This is a genomic window from Pseudomonas sp. S3_G06, from assembly GCF_054667565.1.
The window spans coordinates 2,602,929-2,620,282 of sequence record NZ_CP162738.1; the positions used below are offsets into that span (position 1 = coordinate 2,602,929).

The following is a 17,354-nucleotide window of genomic DNA, read 5'->3' on the forward strand; positions in this document are numbered from 1 at the left end:
CGTTCAAAAGATCGCTGCCTGCTGCCACGCCGACTAGAGTTAGCGGGGCGTTCGACGCGGCAGGCAGAAAATTTCACCGCTGGATGAACAACTATTTCAAGCGGCAAATGTCAGTCAATTCGCGCCGGTCATTTCGCTGAGCCGGCCCCTATACGTAACGGAGCGACACGCACATGGCAGCACTGCAGAACAGCACAGTTGAAGCAATCAGGAACAACCAGGCTCAACTGCTGAGCGAATGGACCAAACGCCTCGAAGCCAGCGGTGCCACGCGCAATCTCAAGGAACACGACCTCGCTCAGCAAACCCGCGACTTGCTCTCCCTGCTACTGGCCGGTCTGGAAAACGGCAACGGCAGCAAGATTGCCGCCGCAGGCTGGGAAAACACCCGTCAGTTCCTTGAAAAGCTGTCGCAGAGCCGCGCCCTGCTCGGCCAGGATTCCCAGCAAACCGCCAATTTCATCTTTGCCCTGAAGGGACCGTTGTTCGCCCTGCTGCAAAACCATTATCAGGACCAGCCGGCACTGCTCGCCGAGCAACTGCTGGAAGTTTCCGAACTGCTCGACACAGTCGGCATGCACACCATCGGCACCTTCCAGAAATCCCGTGAAGCGGTGATCAAGCGTCAGCAGGAAGAATTGCTGGAACTGTCGACTCCGGTGGTCAAGCTGTGGGATGGCGTCCTCGCCCTGCCAATGATTGGCACACTCGATTCGCAACGCACCCAAGTAGTCATGGAATCGCTGCTGCAACGCATCGTCGACACCGGTTCCGAGATCGCCATCATCGACATCACCGGCGTGCCGACCGTCGACACCCTGGTTGCCCAGCACCTGCTGAAAACCGTGACCGCCATTCGCCTGATGGGCGCTGATTGCATCATCAGCGGCGTGCGTCCGCAGATCGCCCAGACCATCGTTCACCTGGGTCTGGATCTGCAAGGCGTTGTGACCAAGGCCAACCTGGCCGACGCCTTGAAACTGGCCCTGACTCGCCTGGGCATCAGCCTCGGCAAAGCGGTCTGAGCCGATGGAACGTATTCCGATTCTTCAAATGGGCGATTTGCTGCTGGTGACCATTCAGGTCGACATGCACGACCAGCTCGCCATGACCCTGCAGGACGATCTGTCCGAGCGCATCAGCCGGACCTCGGCCCGTGGTGTGCTGATCGACATTTCCGCACTGGACATGGTCGACTCGTTCATCGGGCGCATGATCGGCACCATCTCGGGGTTGTCGAAAATCATGGACGCCGAAACCGTGCTGGTCGGCATGCAGCCGGCCGTGGCGATCACGCTCGTTGAGCTGGGCATGACCTTGCCGGGCGTCAGCACCGCCCTCAACGTCGAACGCGGAATGAAACTGCTGCAGGATCGAGTACGCCTGCAATGACCGTACGCAGCAGTGGTACTCAACCCATCCTGATCGAACAGGACGTGGTACTGGCCCGCCAGACCACGCGCAAGCTCGCCACCGAATGCGGCATGCGCCTGATCGACCTGACCAAACTGGTCACCGCCGTCAGCGAGCTGGCGCGCAACACCATGGTCTATGGCGGCGGCGGTGACATGGATTGGCAGATCCTCGAGGAAAACGGCCGGGTCGGTTTGCGCATCACGTTCCGCGACGAAGGCCCGGGTATCCCCGACATCAAACTGGCGATGACCGACGGCTGGACTTCCGGCAGCGGACTAGGCCTCGGCCTGACCGGCGCCAAACGTCTGGTCAATGAATTCGAACTCGACACAGAGCCCGGCAAAGGCACGCGCATTACGATCACACGATGGACATGAATATCACCGGGTCGTTGACCCAGGTTCTGCCGATCGAGGACAGCAGCCAGATCGGCCACGCCCGGCGCACCGCGCAGAAACTCGCCGAGCAGCATGGCTTCGACGAAAACGATGCCGGCCGCGTGGCACTGGTCGCGACGGAACTGGCAAGCAACGTGCTCAAGCATGCCCAGCGCGGCGAGTTCCATCTGCGTGTGCTGACTCGTCCGGATAACGGTTTCGGCATCGAAATGCAGACCGTGGATCGGGCGCAGGGCTTTGATCTGGATGCCTGTCTGGCGGATGGCTTTTCCACTGGCGGTACGCAGGGCATCGGTCTTGGCGCGGTGTCGCGGCAGACCAATGTTTTCGATGTCTACGCAGACCACCGTGGCGCGGTGTTGCTGGCGAGAATTTTTCCGCGCAGCGATCGTCAGGCGGATATCCGCTTCGGCGTCAGCCAGCATTCGCTGCATGCCGATCCAGCCTGCGGCGATGTCTGGCATCTGGCATATGAAGGCTCGCGGATCAGCGCGCTGGTGGTCGATGGCCTCGGTCATGGCGAAGACGCCGAGCGCGCAGGCCTGGCCGGTGCGCAGGCATTTGCCCGGGCACCGTTTGCCGATCCAGTGGTATTGATGGAAGACCTGCATCAGGAAATGCTCGGCACCCGCGGCGGCGCCGTCGCTTTCGCGCAGTTCGACAGCCAGCGCGATGGTCTGACGTTCGCCGGTGTCGGTAACATTGGCGCCAGCTTGCTGGACCCGGCAAAGTCACGCGGGCTGGCCTCGCATCCCGGTATCGTTGGCGGCCAGTACCGTAAAGCCAAACCCTTTGACTATGCTCACGTGAACGGACATTTATTGATCATGTACAGCGACGGCTTACAGTCCCGTTGGAATCTCAAAGACTACCCCGGACTGGTGCATCGCCATCCGTCCGTGATAGCCAGCGTCCTGCACCGCGACTTCTGTCGTGGTCGCGATGACGTGACGGTGCTGGTCGTTGATCTGGAGGCCACACATGGCTGAATCGACAACCCTGAGCCCTGCTGAACAGGCGGCGCTCATCGCTCAGTTGCAGCGCGAAACCACTGCCCTGCGCGAAGAGCTCGATGAAACCAACCAGGGCGTGCTGGCGCTGTACGCCGAGCTCGACACTCAGGCTGAAGAACTGCGTCAGGCATCGGATCTCAAGAGCCGTTTCCTGTCATACATGAGCCATGAATTCCGCACGCCGCTGGGCTCGATCCTGAGCATCAACAGTCTGCTCGCTGACGAACTTGACGGTCCGCTCAGCCCTGAACAGCACAAGCAGGTGGCCTTCGTCAGCACCGCTGCCCGCGAGCTCAGCGACATGGTTGATGACCTGCTCGATCTGGCGAAGATCGAAGCCGGGCGCATCAGCATCTCGCCGGCCTGGTTCGACATGTTCGACCTGTTTTCGGCCCTGCGCGGGATGTTCCGGCCAATCGTCGATGCTTCGGCGGTGGATCTGATCTTCGAAGAGCCGCTGGGCCTGCCGCGCCTGTATACCGATGACAAGAAGCTCGGGCAGATCCTGCGCAACTTCATTTCCAACTCGCTGAAATTCACCACCCGTGGCGAAGTGCGCGTCTCGGCGCGACTGGAAGGTGAAGACAAGGTGCGCTTTGCCGTCAGCGACACCGGCATCGGCATCGCTGCCGAGTTGCATGACACGCTGTTCGAGGACTTCTCCCAAGTCGATTCGCCATTGCAGAAGCGTCTGCGCGGCACCGGTCTGGGCCTGTCACTGTGCAAGCGTTTCGCCGCCCTGCTCGGCGGTGAAGTCGGGGTAGACAGTACGCCGGGCGTCGGCTCGACGTTCTTTGTCATCATCCCGCTGGCGATCGCTCTGGAGAACGTCGATGAATCGTGACATCCGCCTGTTGATCGTCGATGACAACGTCGCCACCCGTTACGCCCTGCGCCGGCGCCTGGAGCGCCATGGCTACACGGTGCTCGAAGCCGGCACCGGCAGCGACGGCCTGGCCCTGATCGAGAGCGAAGCCCTCGATGCGTTGATCCTCGACGTCAACCTGCCGGACATGAGCGGTTTCGACATCGTCCGCCTGCTGCGCGCCGACCCGCGCACTGCGCTGCTGCCGGTGATTCATGTGTCAGCGGCGTCGATCCAGACCGGCGACATCATCACCGGTCTCAACGCCGGCGCCGACGCCTATCTGATTCACCCGGTCGACCCTGATGTGTTGCTGGCGACGCTGCGTACCCTGCTGCGGGTGCGCGACACGGAAAATGCCCTGCGCGAAAGCGAGGCGCGTTTCCGCGAGATTTTCGCCAACGTCTCGGCGCCGATCGCAGTGCTCGATGCCAATCTGAAAGTGCATGAATGCAACCACGCCTTTGCCCAATTGATCGTCGATAACCGCGACCCGCAAGCGCTGCGTGAATGCTTCGCCGAAGATCAATGCTCGATCCTCGATGAACTGCGTCTGCGTCTGGTCGACGGCGAGCGCTGGAAAGGCACGCTGAACATGCGCGTGCAGGGCGAGATTCGCGAGACGCAATGGCAGATTTCGCCGTATCGCACGCCAGAGCTGAGCCTGGTGTTCGTCGAGGACGTCACCGAACACCGCCACCGCGAGCGCTCGCATCTGGCGCGACTGGATGACACCACCACGCAGCTGGCCAAGGAAGTCGCCGAGCGCGTGCACGCCGAAGCGCAATTGCTGCAAGTGCAGAAAATGGATGCGCTGGGCAAGCTCACCGGCGGTATCGCCCACGACTTCAACAACCTGCTCACCGGGATCATCACCAGTCTGGAACTGATCCAGAAACGCGTGGCCGATGAGCGTCTGGACAAGGTGCAGTTCTATACCGAAGCGGCGCTGAACTCAGCGATGAGCGCGGCCTCGCTGACCCATCGCCTGCTGGCATTTGCCCGTCAGCAGCCACTCGATACACGGCCGGTGGACATCAACGAGCATGTCCGCTCGCTGGAAGAATTGCTGGTGCGCACCATCGGCGAGCGCATCACCCTCAAGCTGGAACTGACCAACAAACCGGCGATTGCGCTGGTCGACCCGGTGCAGCTGGAAAGCGCCGTGCTCAACCTGGTGATCAACGCCCGCGATGCCCTGCCCTCCGGCGGCAATATCTGGGTCAATACTTACGCCGCTTATTCCCACGGCGATCCGAATCTGGCCGATGGCGCGTACGTAGCGCTGTCGGTCCGCGACGACGGCACCGGCATCGAACACAACGTGATCGACAAGGTGTTCGAGCCGTTCTTCACTACCAAGCCGCTGGGCCAGGGCACCGGGCTCGGGCTGTCGACGATCTACGGTTTTGCCCGTCAGTCCGGCGGTGACGCGCACATTCGCAGCGTTGCCCGCCGTGGCACCGAAGTGACGATCATGCTGCCCGGCACCAACGACCCGACCGGGGCCGACGCGCCTGTGCCCGTGCCTGATGCCAAAGGCAGTGGCGAGCATGTGCTGATCGTCGAGGACATGGCCACGGTGCGCTTGTTCGTCACCGAAGTGCTGGAGGATGCCGGCTATCGCTGCACGCAAGCGGCGGATATCGAATCGGCGCTGGAGCGCTTGCAGAATGACCCGTCGATCGATCTGCTTTTGACCGACGTCGGCTTGCCGCGCATGAGCGGCCGTGAGCTGGCGGATGTTGCCCGTGGCTGGCACGAGGGGCTGCCGATCCTGTTCATGACCGGCTACGCCGAAACCGCACTCAACCGCCAGGTCTTCCTCGGCACCGGCATGGACATGCTGGTCAAACCGTTCCAGATCAGCGAACTGCTCGACAAGGTCCGCCGCACGCTGGATGGCGCCTGAACTGACACACATCCCCGTGTAGGAGCGAGCCTGCTCGCGAAGGCGTCCGTCCAGTCAGCTCATCTGCGGCTGACATTCCGCTTTCGCGAGCAGGCTCGCTCCCACAGGGGGTCTGCTGCGTTACCACTTTATTGGGTACAGCCTGCAAAACTGTGGGAGCGAGCTTGCTCGCGAAGGCGTCCATCCAGTCAGTTCATCTGCGGCTTACATTCCGCTTTCGCGAGCAGGCTCGCTCCCACAGGGGATCTGGGTGTAACTACCTTTTCCGGGTACACCTTTCAAAACTGTAGGAGCGAGCCTGCTCGCGAAGGCGTTCGTCCAGTCAGCTCATCTGCGACTGACACTCCGCTTTCGCGAGCAGGCTCGCTCCCACAAGGGGTCTGCTGTGTTACCACTTTACTGGGTACAGCCTGCAAAACTGTGGGAGCGAGCCTGCTCGCGAAGGCGAGCGGCAGGTCGCTGCCATCATCGACTTAATGCCCGAGCCAGAAACGGCGCAGTCTTGCTCTTCTTGCTGGTGGCGACTTTCTGTGGTGTGCCGGCGGCGGCGATCCTGCCGCCCTGATCGCCGGCCCCTGGGCCGATGTCGATCACCCAGTCACTCTGCGCGACCACGCGCATTTCGTGTTCGACCACAATCACCGTGTGCCCCGCTGTCACCAGCGTATCGAGTTGTTCCAGCAAGCGATCGACATCTCTCGGGTGCAATCCCGTGGTCGGCTCATCCAGTACATACAAGGTCGCGCCACGCTGGCTGCGCTGCAACTCGGTGGCCAGTTTGATTCGCTGCGCCTCACCACCGGAGAGCTCCGTGGCCGGTTGTCCCAGACGCAGATAACCCAGGCCGATATCGCGCAGCACTTCCAGCGAACGACGAATCCCCGCCTGCTCGGCAAACACCGCCACCGCCTCATCGACGGTCAGTTGCAGCACCTGAGCGATGCTCAAGCCTTGCCAAAGAACCGCCAGCGTCTGCGGGTTGTAGCGCGCGCCATGACAGGTCGGGCACGGCGCATACACACTGGGCATGAACAGCAATTCCACACTGACGAACCCCTCACCCTCGCAAGTAGCGCAACGGCCCTTGGCGACGTTGAAGGAAAACTGCCCGGCGTCATAGCCCGCCGCTTGTGCCTCAGGTGTCGCGGCGAACAGCTTGCGCACGTTGTCGAACAGCCCGGTGTAGGTCGCCAGATTGGAGCGCGGCGTGCGCCCGATGGGTTTCTGATCAACCTGCACCAGGCGTTTGATCGACTCCAGGCCGGCGCTGATCTGCCCGGTGCTGGGCGGCGGCGTGTCATCTTCCAGGCTCGGTTCTTCTGACTCGGCCTCGGCCACTGGACGGCCCAACTGCGCGCCGACCAGTTCCAGCAAGGCCTGACTGACCAGACTCGATTTGCCAGAACCCGATACGCCGGTCACCGAGGTGAAACAGCCCAAGGGGAATTCGGCGCAGAGATTATTCAGGTTGTTGCGGGTGACGCCGTCGAGCTTCAGCCAGCCGCTCGGCTTGCGTGCGGCGCGCTCAGGGCGCTGGTTTTCCGCGAACAGATAGGCGCGGGTCTGCGAATCTGCAATATCAGCAAGTCCCGCAGGCGGACCGCTGTACAGCACGCGCCCGCCCTTTTCGCCCGCCGCCGGACCGACGTCAATCAGCCAGTCGGCCCGGCGCATGGTTTCGACATCGTGTTCGACCACAAACAGCGTGTTGCCGTCGGCCTTCAAGCGCTGCAACGCCTCGAACAGCGCCTCGCCATCCGCCGGATGCAGACCGGCAGACGGTTCGTCCAGCACATAAATCACCCCGAACAGCTGCGAACCCAATTGCGTGGCCAGGCGCAAACGCTGCAACTCGCCAGACGACAGCGTCGGTGTACTGCGTTCCAGCGCCAGATACCCCAGCCCGAGATCGGTCAGGGTGCTGACCCGCTCCAGCAAATCCTCAGCAATGCGCTGCGCCGCCAGACGTTTCTCCAGCGACAGGTTCGGCGTGTGGCGCACGTCCGGCGCGCTGGCGTGACCGCTGGCGCCATGGGCGACCCGCTGCTGACGAGCCTCGCGGGTTTGCGCATGGCTGAGGGTGTCGCCGCTCTCCTCGGCCTGTTCCAGATAATTTGCCGCTGCTACAGGCCGCAGCACTTCGGCCACTTGCAGCAACGGCATCTGTGACAACTCGCCAATGTCGTAGCCGGCAAAGGTCACCGACAACGCCTCGCGCTTGAGCCGTTTACCCTCGCACAATGGGCAAGGGCTGCCGCGCATGAACTGCGAAACACGCTTCTTCATCAGCGCACTTTGCGAGTGGGTGAAGGTGTGCAGGATGTAGCGCCGCGCGCCGGTGAAGGTGCCCTGATAACTCGGTTCCATCTTGCGCTTGAGCGCGACGCGGGTTTCTTCCGGGGTCAGCCCGGCGTACACCGGCACCGTCGGCGTCTCTTCAGTGAAGAGAATCCAGTCGCGCTGCTTTTTCGGCAGTTTTTTCCACGGAATATCGACATCAATGCCCATGGTCACGAGGATGTCGCGCAGGTTCTGCCCCTGCCACGCCAAGGGCCATGACGCCACGGCGCGCTGGCGGATGGTCAGGTTCGGGTCCGGCACCATCAGCGCTTCGGTCACTTCATAGACGCGGCCAAGTCCGTGACACTCCGGGCAGGCGCCCTGCGGCGTGTTCGGTGAAAAGTCTTCGGCATACAGCATCGGCTGCCCCGGCGGATAACTGCCGGCGCGGGAATAGAGCATGCGGATCAGGCTCGACAACGTCGTCACGCTGCCCACCGACGAACGCGCGCTCGGCGTGCCGCGCTGCTGTTGCAAAGCGACGGCGGGCGGCAGTCCTTCGATGGAATCGACATCCGGCACGCCGACCTGATCGATCAGCCGCCGCGCGTACGGCGCCACGGATTCGAAATAACGCCGCTGGGCCTCGGCATACAGCGTGGAAAACGCCAGCGACGACTTGCCCGAACCGGAGACACCGGTGAACACCACCAGCGCATCACGCGGAATATCGACATCAACGTTCTTCAGGTTATGTTCGCGGGCGCCGCGCACGCGAACCATGCCGGCGGGTGCTTTGGAATTGCGCTTGGAAATCATCGGCCTGCCTTGATTGAAAAACTGGGCAGCGCTCGGCATCAGGTGCCGAGCACCTCGCAAATCATCTGCAGTAAAGCTTGCGGGCTGTAGGGTTTGCCGAGCAGATGCGTATCGGGGCTGAGCTGGTGGTCGCGGGAAATGATGTCGCGGGTATGCCCGGAAGTGAACAGCACCGGTACCGGCGGTGTCTGCACCTTGGCCCAGGCAGCAAGATCGGAACTCTTGATAAGGCCGGGCATGACCACGTCGGTGAAGATCAGATCGATCTCGATGCCTTCCAGCAACATCTGCATGGCCACGTCGCCATTGCACGCGGTCATCACCCGATAGCCTTCCTCGCGCAGCAACTCGACCGCCGAAGCGCGCACCGCGTCATTGTCTTCCACCACCAGAATGGTTTCGTGGCCGCCGCTCTTGCGTTCGCCGACACTGGCGGTCTCTTCGCGAACCGGACGCAGACTGCGCGGGAAATACAACTGCACCCGCGTGCCTTCGCCGAGCTTGCTGTCGATCTCGACGTGGCCGCCACTCTGTTTGACGAAGCCGAAGACCATGCTCAAACCGAGCCCGGTGCCCTGGCCGTCGGCCTTGGTGGTGAAGAACGGTTCGAAAACCTGTTCCAGCATTTGTGGGGCAATACCCACGCCGGTGTCAGTGACCGCCACGCGAACATACTCACCGGACGCGATGCCCTTGCCGGCGCAGTATTCGCTGTCCAGGCAGACATTGGCGGCACTTAGGCCGATGACGCCCTCGCCCTTCATCGCGTCGCGGGCGTTGATGGCCAGATTGAGAATCGCGTTTTCCAACTGGTTACGGTCGACGTTGATATGCCACGGCTGCGGCGGCAACTGCACGTCGATCTGAATGGTTTCGCCCAAGGCGCGTTGCAGCAACTCGCCAACGCCTTCGAAAATCTGTTCTGGGTTGCACACGGCCGGTGACAGCGGTTGCCGGCGGGCAAATGCGAGCAATTGCGAAGACAGTTTGGCGCCGCGCTCGACCGCCGCCAGCGAAGCCCCGACCCGGCGCTGCACGTTGGCATTGTTCGGCTCATGCCGAGCGAGCAGATGCAGGTTGCCGGCGATCACTTGCAGCAGATTGTTGAAGTCATGGGCAACGCCACCGGTCAGGCCGCCGATGGCTTCGAGTTTCTGCGACTGGCGAAGTTGTTCTTCAGCCGCCAGCCGCGCATTCACCTCGGCGGCCACGCGCTGTTCGAGGTTGCGGGTGAATTTGAGCAGCGACTCTTCAGCATTCTTGCGCTCATGAATATCGATCAGCACGCCGGGGAAGCGAAACGGCCTTCCGTCTTCATCGAACTCGCAGGCACCACTGGCCAGCACCCACAGATATTGGCCATCGCCGCGCTGTACGCGGTACTCGGCGTTGTAGGGCTCGCCAGTGCGCACACAATGGGCGACCCGCTCCTGGACCCATGGGTGGTCGTCGGGATGAATGCGCGATTCGGCGATCTCTTGTTGCAGATCGCTCAAGTCCTGATCCGGCGGATAGGAAAAGGTGCGGGCGAAGCGTTCATCGGCGGAAAAGCGATTGTTTTTGATGTCCCAGACAAACGAGCCAAGCAGTGCGCCGGCATTCAGCGCCAGACGCACACGCTCGTTGTCGGCGCGATAGGCATCTTCGGCCGCCTGACGCAGGCGCTCGGAATGCACCAGTTCGGTGGTTTCGACCACCATCGCCATGACGCCGCCGGGCACGCCTTCGTCGTTGGCCACCGGGCTGTAATACAAATCCATCCAGACGTCTTCGGGCACGCCGTCGCGCAGCAAAACCAGCTCTTTGTTGCGATAGGACAAGGTGCCACCGGCCAGGCAGGTGTCAACCACGTGGCGGTTGAACTCGGCGACTTCCGGCCAGCCCAGCTCAACCGGAGCCCCGAGCAGATAGGGATGGCGGCCACCGGCAAATTCGGAATAAGCGTCGTTGTAGATCATGTAGCCGGCGTGGCCCCACAGCATCACCATCGGCAACGGCGAAGCCAGCATCAGTTGCACGGTGTTGCACAGGCTGGCCGGCCATTCGGCGAGCGCGCCCAGTTCGGTGTGGCTCCAGTCGAACGCACGGATGCGTTCGGCCATTTCGCCTTTCCAGCCTTCACAGCCGTGGCTTTCGGATAAAAACTGCATCGCCTGACTCAGTGTCCTTTTTTGCGGTTTTCCGATCTATCGCAACGCTACAACGACGCGACGCCCGTGTGTTTCGAGGCTGTGAAAACGCATTGGTTTCATCGCAGGTATAGCCGATTTGCGACGCAGAGCCATTCAGACGCCAATCAAGTGCTTGAGTGGGTGATAACCGGTTTTCATTTTTGCCGCGACGTCGAGGATCGCCTTCTCGATTCCGTTGAGGTGCGTACAGGTCAGTTCGATCGCGGCGCTCTGATCGCCGGCTTCGATGTACTCGAGCAAACGCAGGTGTTCATCGTCGCGGCAGGCTTGATGACTGTCATCATCGAGCGCGGCGGCATACAGCGAGGCCCGCGAGATCAGCTTCTGGAACCAGTCGAGCAGTACCGGATTGTTCAGGCTGCGCGCCAGTTTGAGGTGGAACTCGCCGAGCAGATGGATCAGTCGTTCATGGTCGCCGGCCGCATGGGCGGCGTCTTCCAGTAACAAGTGCTCACGCAGATCCTGCATGGCAACGCTGTCTCTACGCCGGCACAGTTCGGTGACGATGCCGATCTCGATCAGCCGCCGGGTTTCGAACAACGAACGCAGCTCTGCGTCACTGGGCAGCGACACCGATGCGCCTTTGTTGGGCTCGGTGGTGACCAGACCATCGGCTTCCAACTGCTTGAGCGCAGCCCGCACCGAGGTGCGACTGACATTGAACAGCTCGGCCAGCGAGGCCTCGCCCAGCTTCATGCCCGGGCGCAACGAACGCTTGCTGATCGCCGCATAAACCCCTTGGTAGACGCGATCGACCGTGGTTTCCAGCTTCTTTTCGCTCATTCGAACACTCCTTTGGCGTCGGGCAATTCATCCTGGCAGTCGCTCGCCATGGAGTTGATCGGGTTCCCGTACCAGTGTGAAGCGCAGAATATCTGCCTTCGGCCCAAAGGTGCAGCCTTTTGATTTATCTCGATTTTGAATAAACAGCCAAAAACCTGTGGGAGCGAGCCTGCTCGCGAAGGCGGCGGCACGTTCGACATCGTCATTGCCTGACACTGCGCTTTCGCGAGCAAGCTCGCTCCCACATTGATACGGGGCAGATCGACCATCTCCAGAGCAACCAAAGTCCCTGTGGGAGCGAGCCTGCTCGCGAAGGCGTCGGCACAGTCAATATCGTCATCGCCTGAGACTGCGATTTCGCGAGCAGGCTCGCTCCCACATTGATACGGGGCAGATCGACCATCTCCAGAGCAACCAAAGTCCCTGTGGGAGCGAGCCTGCTCGCGAAGGCGTCGGCACAGTCAATATCGTCATCGCCTGAGACTGCGATTTCGCGAGCAGGCTCGCTCCCACACTGATCCGGGGCCGATCAACCATCTTCATCGCAACCAAAATCCCTGTGGGAGCACGCTGCTCGCGAAGGCGGCGGCACGTTCGACATCGTCATTGCCTGACACTGCGCTTTCGCGAGCAGGCTCGCTCCCACACTGATCCGGGGCCGATCAACCATCTTCATCGCAACCAAAACCCCTGTGGGAGCGAGCCTGCTCGCGAAGGCGGCGGCACATTCAACATCATCATCGCGTGACACTGCGCTTTCGCGAGCAAGCTCGCTCCCACACTGATCCGGGGCCGATCAACCATCTTCATCGCAACCAAAATCCCTGTGGGAGCGAGCCTGCTCGCGAAGGCGGCGGTACATTCAACATCGTCATCGCCTGACACTGCGCTTTCGCGAGCAGGCTCGCTGCCACACTGATACGGGGTAAATCCACCATCTTCATCGCAACCAAAGTCCCTGTGGGAGCACGCTGCTCGCGAAAGCGGCGGCACGTTCGACATCGTCATTGCCTGACACTGCGCTTTCGCGAGCAAGCTCGCTCCCACACTGATCCGGGGCCGATCAACCATCTTCATCGCAACCAAAACCCCTGTGGGAGCGAGCCTGCTCGCGAAGGCGGCGGCACGTTCGACATCGTCATTGCCTGACACTGCGCTTTCGCGAGCAGGCTCGCTCCCACACGGGTCAGTGGAAATCCCGGCTCTGCACATGAATGCCATTGAGCAGCGGGCTCAGGTCGCTCATGCGCCCGGCGATCAGGTGGCGCACATCGCCTTCGCGTTCCCAGCGGCCGTCGACCTTGAGCAATTGCGACCCCACCAGCACTTGGCGCTGACGCTCGGCCAGGTCACGCCAGACCACCACGTTGACGTTGCCGAACTCGTCTTCCAGGGTCACGAACGTCACGCCGCTGGCCGTACCGGGGCGCTGTCGGCCGGTGACCAGACCGGCCACGCTGACCGGCCGGCCATGTTCGATATCCATCAATTCCCGCGAGCTGCGGCAGCGCCGGGCCTGCAACTCGCCACGCAACAATGCCAACGGGTGCGGCCCCAGCGTCGTCCCCACCGTGGCGTAATCAGCATGCAAGTCTTCGCCAACGCTGGGTTTGGGCAGGACGATTTTGACTTCTTCCTCGTTGGGCAGGCCGGCGAACAGGCCGAGTTGTTTCTGCACCCCGGCCACTTCCCAACGCGCACGATGGCGATGCCCGGCCAGACCGCGCAAGGCGCCGGAGTCTGCCAGCAAGGCCTGCGCACGACTGTCGAGGGCGGCGCGCTCACCCAGGTCAGCGACATCGGCAAAAGCTCCGTGGCGGCGCGCGGCTTCGATGCGCCGGGCATCTTCTTCGCGAAAACCCTTGATCATCCGCAGGCCCATGCGAATCGCCGGTTGCCCGGCACTCAGCGGTTCGAGGCTGCAATCCCAGTCGCTGGCGCGCACGTCCACCGGACGGATCTGCAATTGGTGCCGCCGCGCGTCCTGCAGAATCTGGTCCGGGCTGTAAAAGCCCATCGGCCAACTGTTGATCAGTGCACAGGCGAAGGCCGCTGGCTCGTGACACTTGAGCCAGCAACTGGCGTAGGTCAGCAAGGCGAAACTGGCGGCGTGGGATTCGGGGAAGCCGTAACTGCCGAAGCCCTTGATCTGCTCGAAGATCTGCGCAGCGAATTCCGGTGTGTAGCCGTTCTTTTTCATGCCGGCGGCGAGGCGTTCCTTATGCGGCTCCAGTCCGCCATGGCGCTTCCACGCCGCCATCGAGCGGCGCAACTGATCGGCCTCGCCGGGGCTATAGTCGGCAGCGACGATGGCGATCTGCATGACCTGTTCCTGGAACAACGGCACGCCCAGGGTTCTTTTGAGTACGACTTCGAGCGCCGGCGACGGATAGGTTTCCGCCTCTTCGTTATTACGTCGGCGCAGATACGGATGAACCATGCCGCCCTGAATCGGCCCGGGCCGGACGATCGCCACTTCAATCACCAGATCGTAGAAAGTCTTTGGCTTCAGGCGCGGCAGCATCGACATCTGCGCCCGCGACTCGATCTGGAACACGCCGACGGTATCGGCGCGGCTGATCATTTCGTAGGTCGGTTTGTCTTCGGCGGGGATCGTCGCGAGCGTCAGGTTCAGATCACGATGCCGGCGCAGCAGATCGAAGCAGCGGCGAATCGCACTGAGCATGCCCAACGCCAGGATATCCACCTTGAGCAGGCCGACCGCATCGAGGTCGTCCTTGTCCCACTGAATGATGGTGCGGTCGGCCATTGCCGCGTTTTCGACCGGCACCAAGGTGTCCAACGGCTGCTCGGAAATCACAAAACCGCCGGGATGCTGCGACAGATGCCGAGGGAAGCCGATCAGTTGCCCGGTCAGGCTCAGCACCCGGCGCAGCACCGGACTATCCGGGTCGAAGCCGCCTTCACGCAAACGTTCCAGCGGCGGCGTCTCATCGCTCCAGCGCCCGCAGCAGTCGGCCAGCGCGTTGATCTGATCCGGCGGCAGGCCGAGGGCCTTGGCCACATCGCGCACGGCACCGGTGGCGTGATAGGTGCTGACCACCGCCGTCAGCGCCGCACGTCGCCGGCCGTAACGGTTGAACACGTATTGCAGGACTTCTTCGCGGCGCTCGTGCTCGAAATCGACATCGATGTCCGGCGGCTCGTTGCGCTCTTTGGACATGAAACGTTCGAACAATAGCGTGGTGCGCTCCGGGTCGATTTCGGTAATACCCAAGGCATAACACACCGCCGAGTTGGCTGCCGAACCACGCCCCTGACAGAGGATTTTCTGTGTGCGGGCAAAGCGCACCACGTCGTGCACGGTGAGGAAATAGCTTTCGTAGCCGAGCTCGGCGATCAATTGCAGCTCGTCATCGATCTGCTTGAGCACCTTGGCCTGAGGCCCTTTCGGCCAGCGCCAGGCAATGCCCTCCTCGGTCAGATGGCGCAACCAGGAACTGGCACTGTGGCCCTCGGGCACCAGCTCTTTCGGGTACTGATAGCGCAGCTCGCTCAGATCGAAGGTGCAGCGGCTGGCCAGGTTGACCGATTCTGCAAGCAAGGCCGGCGGATACAATTCGCGCAGCACATCAAGGCAACGCAAATGCCGCTCGCCATTGGGGTGCAGGCGCAGACCCGCTTCGGCCACGGGGACGTGATGACGGATCGCGGTCATGGTGTCCTGCAAGGCACGGCGCCCCCGGGCGTGCATGTGCACATCGCCGCTGGCCACGGCTGGAATCTGCAACTCAGCCGCCAGAGCCAACAATGCCGCGAGCCGCTGTTGATCGTTCTGCCCGCGATGCAGTTGCACCGTGAGCCACAGGCAGTCCCCGAAGGTTTGTTTCAGCCAGCGCCCTTCTTCCCGGTCATCCACTGAATCCGGCACCCACAACACCAGCAAACCCGGCAGCGCTTCGGCGAAGTCTTCGCGCAGCACCTGATACTGGCCTTTCTGCGTACGCCGCCGAGCCTGGGTGATCAAGCCGCACAAGGCCTGATAACCGGCAAGGTTTTCCACCAGCAGCACCAGTTTCGGGCCGTTGTCGATGCGGATCTCGCTGCCGATGATCAACGGCAACTCAACGGACTTCGCCGCTTGCCAAGCACGGACGGTTCCGGCCAGGGTACATTCGTCGGTGATCGCCAGCGCCTGATAGCCGTGCTTTTTCGCCCGCTGAAACAGTTCCAGCGCGCTCGAGGCTCCGCGCTGGAAACTGAAGTTCGACAGGCAATGCAGTTCGGCGTAATCGGCACTCATGCGAACCAGCCTTGCAGCCACAGCGGACCGCCCTCACCCACCGCCCGCCAGGCCCAGCCCTGCTGACCGGCGCGGTTCTGGATCAGGTAGTAATCACGCCGCACGTCGCCACCGTCCCACCAACCGGATTCGATGCGCTCCGGCCCCATGAGAATCCGCGCCGAACCTTCCGGCACGCTTTGCGGTTCGTTGAGCAGCCAGCCAGGACGCTGCACGCTGGGCAACCCCGTGCAAAGGTGTTTATCGGCAGCGTTCTGCCACGCGCACTCAGGGCGATGATCGGCCTGAAAGCGCAGCCCCTGCACCGCATCATCACCCAGCCGTGCGCGCAGACGTTCGCGCAATTGCTCCCAGGGCAAGGTCTGCTGCGGGCGGTCGTCGAACAGCTCCTGATACTGCGGAACGAAACTCGGCAGGTCTTCGGCGCGCAAGCGAAAACCACGCACCGGTGCTTCGACCTGGACTTGTTCCAGCCGGCCACGGGCCAGTTCAAACAGCATTGCCGCGTCACGTTCGGCACTGAGCAGGCCGACCTTGATCACTGTGTCCGGCAGCCCGGCGTGTTCCAGAAGCAAATCGAAGCGCTGCACACCGCTGTCGCGCCCGCAGAGGAACGCCGACAAATCGCCGGTCAAGCGCCGTAGCGGGAACAGCAAGGCTTGATGGGATTGCACGTCGAAATTCAGTTCGATGCGGATATCGAAACGGTCGGGCGGCAGATAGAACGCCAGCGCCAGAGGGCGTGCGCCGAACAGTGTATCCAAGTGCTTGAGCATCTGCGCTTCGAAACGCCGGGCCAGTGCCTGGCGTGGCAGGCTTTGCACCTGACTGAGATTGCGCAGGCCCATGCGCGACAACGCCGTGGCGACATTCGGCTCCAGCCCGACGCGGTCGACCGGCAATTGCCCAAGATGATGCTGCAAGGCCTCGCTGTCCGGCACCACCAGGCCATCGTAGGCATTGGCCAGCACTCGCGCAGCCACCGGGTTCGGCGCGGCGACGATGCGATGACGAAAGCCCAGGTCTTTCAACTCCTGGCGCAGGCGAGCTTCAAATTGCGGCCAGGTACCGAACAGGCCCAGGCTCGATTCGATCTCGAACACCACGGTACGCGGATAATGCACGCTGACTTGCGCGCTGAAACGATAGGCCCATGCGGCGAGAAACTGCTGCCAGTGCTCAACCTCGGCCACCTCATAATCGGCGGTGGCAAAGCCTTTGCTCATGGCTTGCGCGGCGGTCATCGACATGCCGGGGCGCAGGCCGAGTTTGCGTGCCGCCGGATTTACCGCTTGCAGCACCCGCCGCTGGGCCGGGCCGCTGAGCAGGACCAGCGGCTCTTCAGGGTCGGGCCGCTGACGCAGCACGGCGTCGAGGGCCAATTGCGGAAACAGGATACATACCCAGCGCAT

General features: G+C 62.2%; 10 protein-coding genes and 2 pseudogenes. 7 read left to right on the plus strand and 5 right to left on the minus strand.

Annotation, left to right across the window (positions count from 1 at the left end; translation table 11 throughout):
• The first annotated feature begins 173 nt into the window (after nucleotides 1–173).
• The 7 genes and pseudogenes from AB4N47_RS11600 to AB4N47_RS11630 form a co-directional block, all read left to right on the plus strand.
• Nucleotides 174–1,025, plus strand: a complete 852-nt coding sequence (locus tag AB4N47_RS11600; RefSeq protein WP_341637695.1) for an STAS domain-containing protein — start codon at nucleotides 174–176, stop codon at nucleotides 1,023–1,025.
• 4 nt (nucleotides 1,026–1,029) lie between these two features.
• Nucleotides 1,030–1,392, plus strand: a complete 363-nt coding sequence (locus AB4N47_RS11605) for an STAS domain-containing protein (RefSeq protein WP_016774466.1) — start codon at nucleotides 1,030–1,032, stop codon at nucleotides 1,390–1,392.
• Entirely contained in the window at nucleotides 1,389–1,793 is a 405-nt protein-coding gene (locus AB4N47_RS11610; protein WP_016774465.1) for an anti-sigma regulatory factor, read from the plus strand. The genes AB4N47_RS11605 and AB4N47_RS11610 overlap by 4 nt, the downstream gene beginning before the upstream one ends.
• The gene (locus AB4N47_RS11615; protein WP_341638017.1) at nucleotides 1,790–2,803 is read left to right on the plus strand and encodes an ATP-binding protein; all 1,014 of its coding nucleotides are present in this window, start codon (nucleotides 1,790–1,792) and stop codon (nucleotides 2,801–2,803) included. Before AB4N47_RS11610 ends, AB4N47_RS11615 begins: the two co-directional genes overlap by 4 nt.
• Complete coding sequence (locus AB4N47_RS11620; RefSeq protein ID WP_122507075.1) at nucleotides 2,796–3,671, plus strand: sensor histidine kinase; 876 nt, start codon at nucleotides 2,796–2,798, stop codon at nucleotides 3,669–3,671. The genes AB4N47_RS11615 and AB4N47_RS11620 overlap by 8 nt, the downstream gene beginning before the upstream one ends.
• A pseudogene (locus tag AB4N47_RS11625) lies at nucleotides 3,661–4,692 on the plus strand (ATP-binding response regulator); the annotation flags it as partial. The gene AB4N47_RS11620 and the pseudogene AB4N47_RS11625, both read left to right, overlap by 11 nt.
• Before the next feature lie 201 nt (nucleotides 4,693–4,893).
• Nucleotides 4,894–5,604, plus strand: a pseudogene (locus AB4N47_RS11630) (response regulator); the annotation flags it as partial.
• 465 nt (nucleotides 5,605–6,069) lie between these two features.
• Here the strand turns inward: AB4N47_RS11630 and AB4N47_RS11635 are convergent.
• The 5 genes from AB4N47_RS11635 to AB4N47_RS11655 form a co-directional block, all read right to left on the minus strand.
• The gene (locus AB4N47_RS11635; RefSeq protein ID WP_460154543.1) at nucleotides 6,070–8,703 is read right to left on the minus strand and encodes an excinuclease ABC subunit UvrA; all 2,634 of its coding nucleotides are present in this window, start codon (nucleotides 8,701–8,703) and stop codon (nucleotides 6,070–6,072) included.
• A gap of 38 nt (nucleotides 8,704–8,741) precedes the next feature.
• A complete protein-coding gene (locus AB4N47_RS11640) occupies nucleotides 8,742–10,853 on the minus strand; it encodes an ATP-binding protein (RefSeq protein ID WP_341637697.1) in 2,112 nt (703 codons plus the stop codon).
• Between the two features lie 135 nt (nucleotides 10,854–10,988).
• On the minus strand, nucleotides 10,989–11,678 hold the full coding sequence (locus AB4N47_RS11645; protein WP_122707997.1) for a GntR family transcriptional regulator: 690 nt from the start codon (nucleotides 11,676–11,678) through the stop codon (nucleotides 10,989–10,991).
• 1,186 nt (nucleotides 11,679–12,864) lie between these two features.
• Nucleotides 12,865–15,942, minus strand: a complete 3,078-nt coding sequence (locus tag AB4N47_RS11650) for an error-prone DNA polymerase (RefSeq protein ID WP_341637698.1) — start codon at nucleotides 15,940–15,942, stop codon at nucleotides 12,865–12,867.
• Complete coding sequence (locus AB4N47_RS11655) at nucleotides 15,939–17,354, minus strand: Y-family DNA polymerase (protein WP_341637699.1); 1,416 nt, start codon at nucleotides 17,352–17,354, stop codon at nucleotides 15,939–15,941. The genes AB4N47_RS11650 and AB4N47_RS11655 overlap by 4 nt, the downstream gene beginning before the upstream one ends.

Excerpts from the sequence above, each read along its gene's own strand:
- AB4N47_RS11600 (WP_341637695.1), top strand. The coding sequence starts at position 174 with ATGGCAGCACTGCAGAACAGCACAGTTGAAGCAATCAGGAACAACCAG.
- AB4N47_RS11605 (WP_016774466.1), top strand. The coding sequence starts at position 1,030 with ATGGAACGTATTCCGATTCTTCAAATGGGCGATTTGCTGCTGGTGACC.
- AB4N47_RS11610 (WP_016774465.1), top strand. The coding sequence starts at position 1,389 with ATGACCGTACGCAGCAGTGGTACTCAACCCATCCTGATCGAACAGGAC.
- AB4N47_RS11615 (WP_341638017.1), top strand. The coding sequence starts at position 1,790 with ATGAATATCACCGGGTCGTTGACCCAGGTTCTGCCGATCGAGGACAGC.
- AB4N47_RS11620 (WP_122507075.1), top strand. The coding sequence starts at position 2,796 with ATGGCTGAATCGACAACCCTGAGCCCTGCTGAACAGGCGGCGCTCATC.
- AB4N47_RS11635 (WP_460154543.1), bottom strand. The coding sequence starts at position 8,703 with ATGATTTCCAAGCGCAATTCCAAAGCACCCGCCGGCATGGTTCGCGTG.
- AB4N47_RS11640 (WP_341637697.1), bottom strand. The coding sequence starts at position 10,853 with ATGCAGTTTTTATCCGAAAGCCACGGCTGTGAAGGCTGGAAAGGCGAA.
- AB4N47_RS11645 (WP_122707997.1), bottom strand. The coding sequence starts at position 11,678 with ATGAGCGAAAAGAAGCTGGAAACCACGGTCGATCGCGTCTACCAAGGG.
- AB4N47_RS11650 (WP_341637698.1), bottom strand. The coding sequence starts at position 15,942 with ATGAGTGCCGATTACGCCGAACTGCATTGCCTGTCGAACTTCAGTTTC.
- AB4N47_RS11655 (WP_341637699.1), bottom strand. The coding sequence starts at position 17,354 with ATGCGCTGGGTATGTATCCTGTTTCCGCAATTGGCCCTCGACGCCGTG.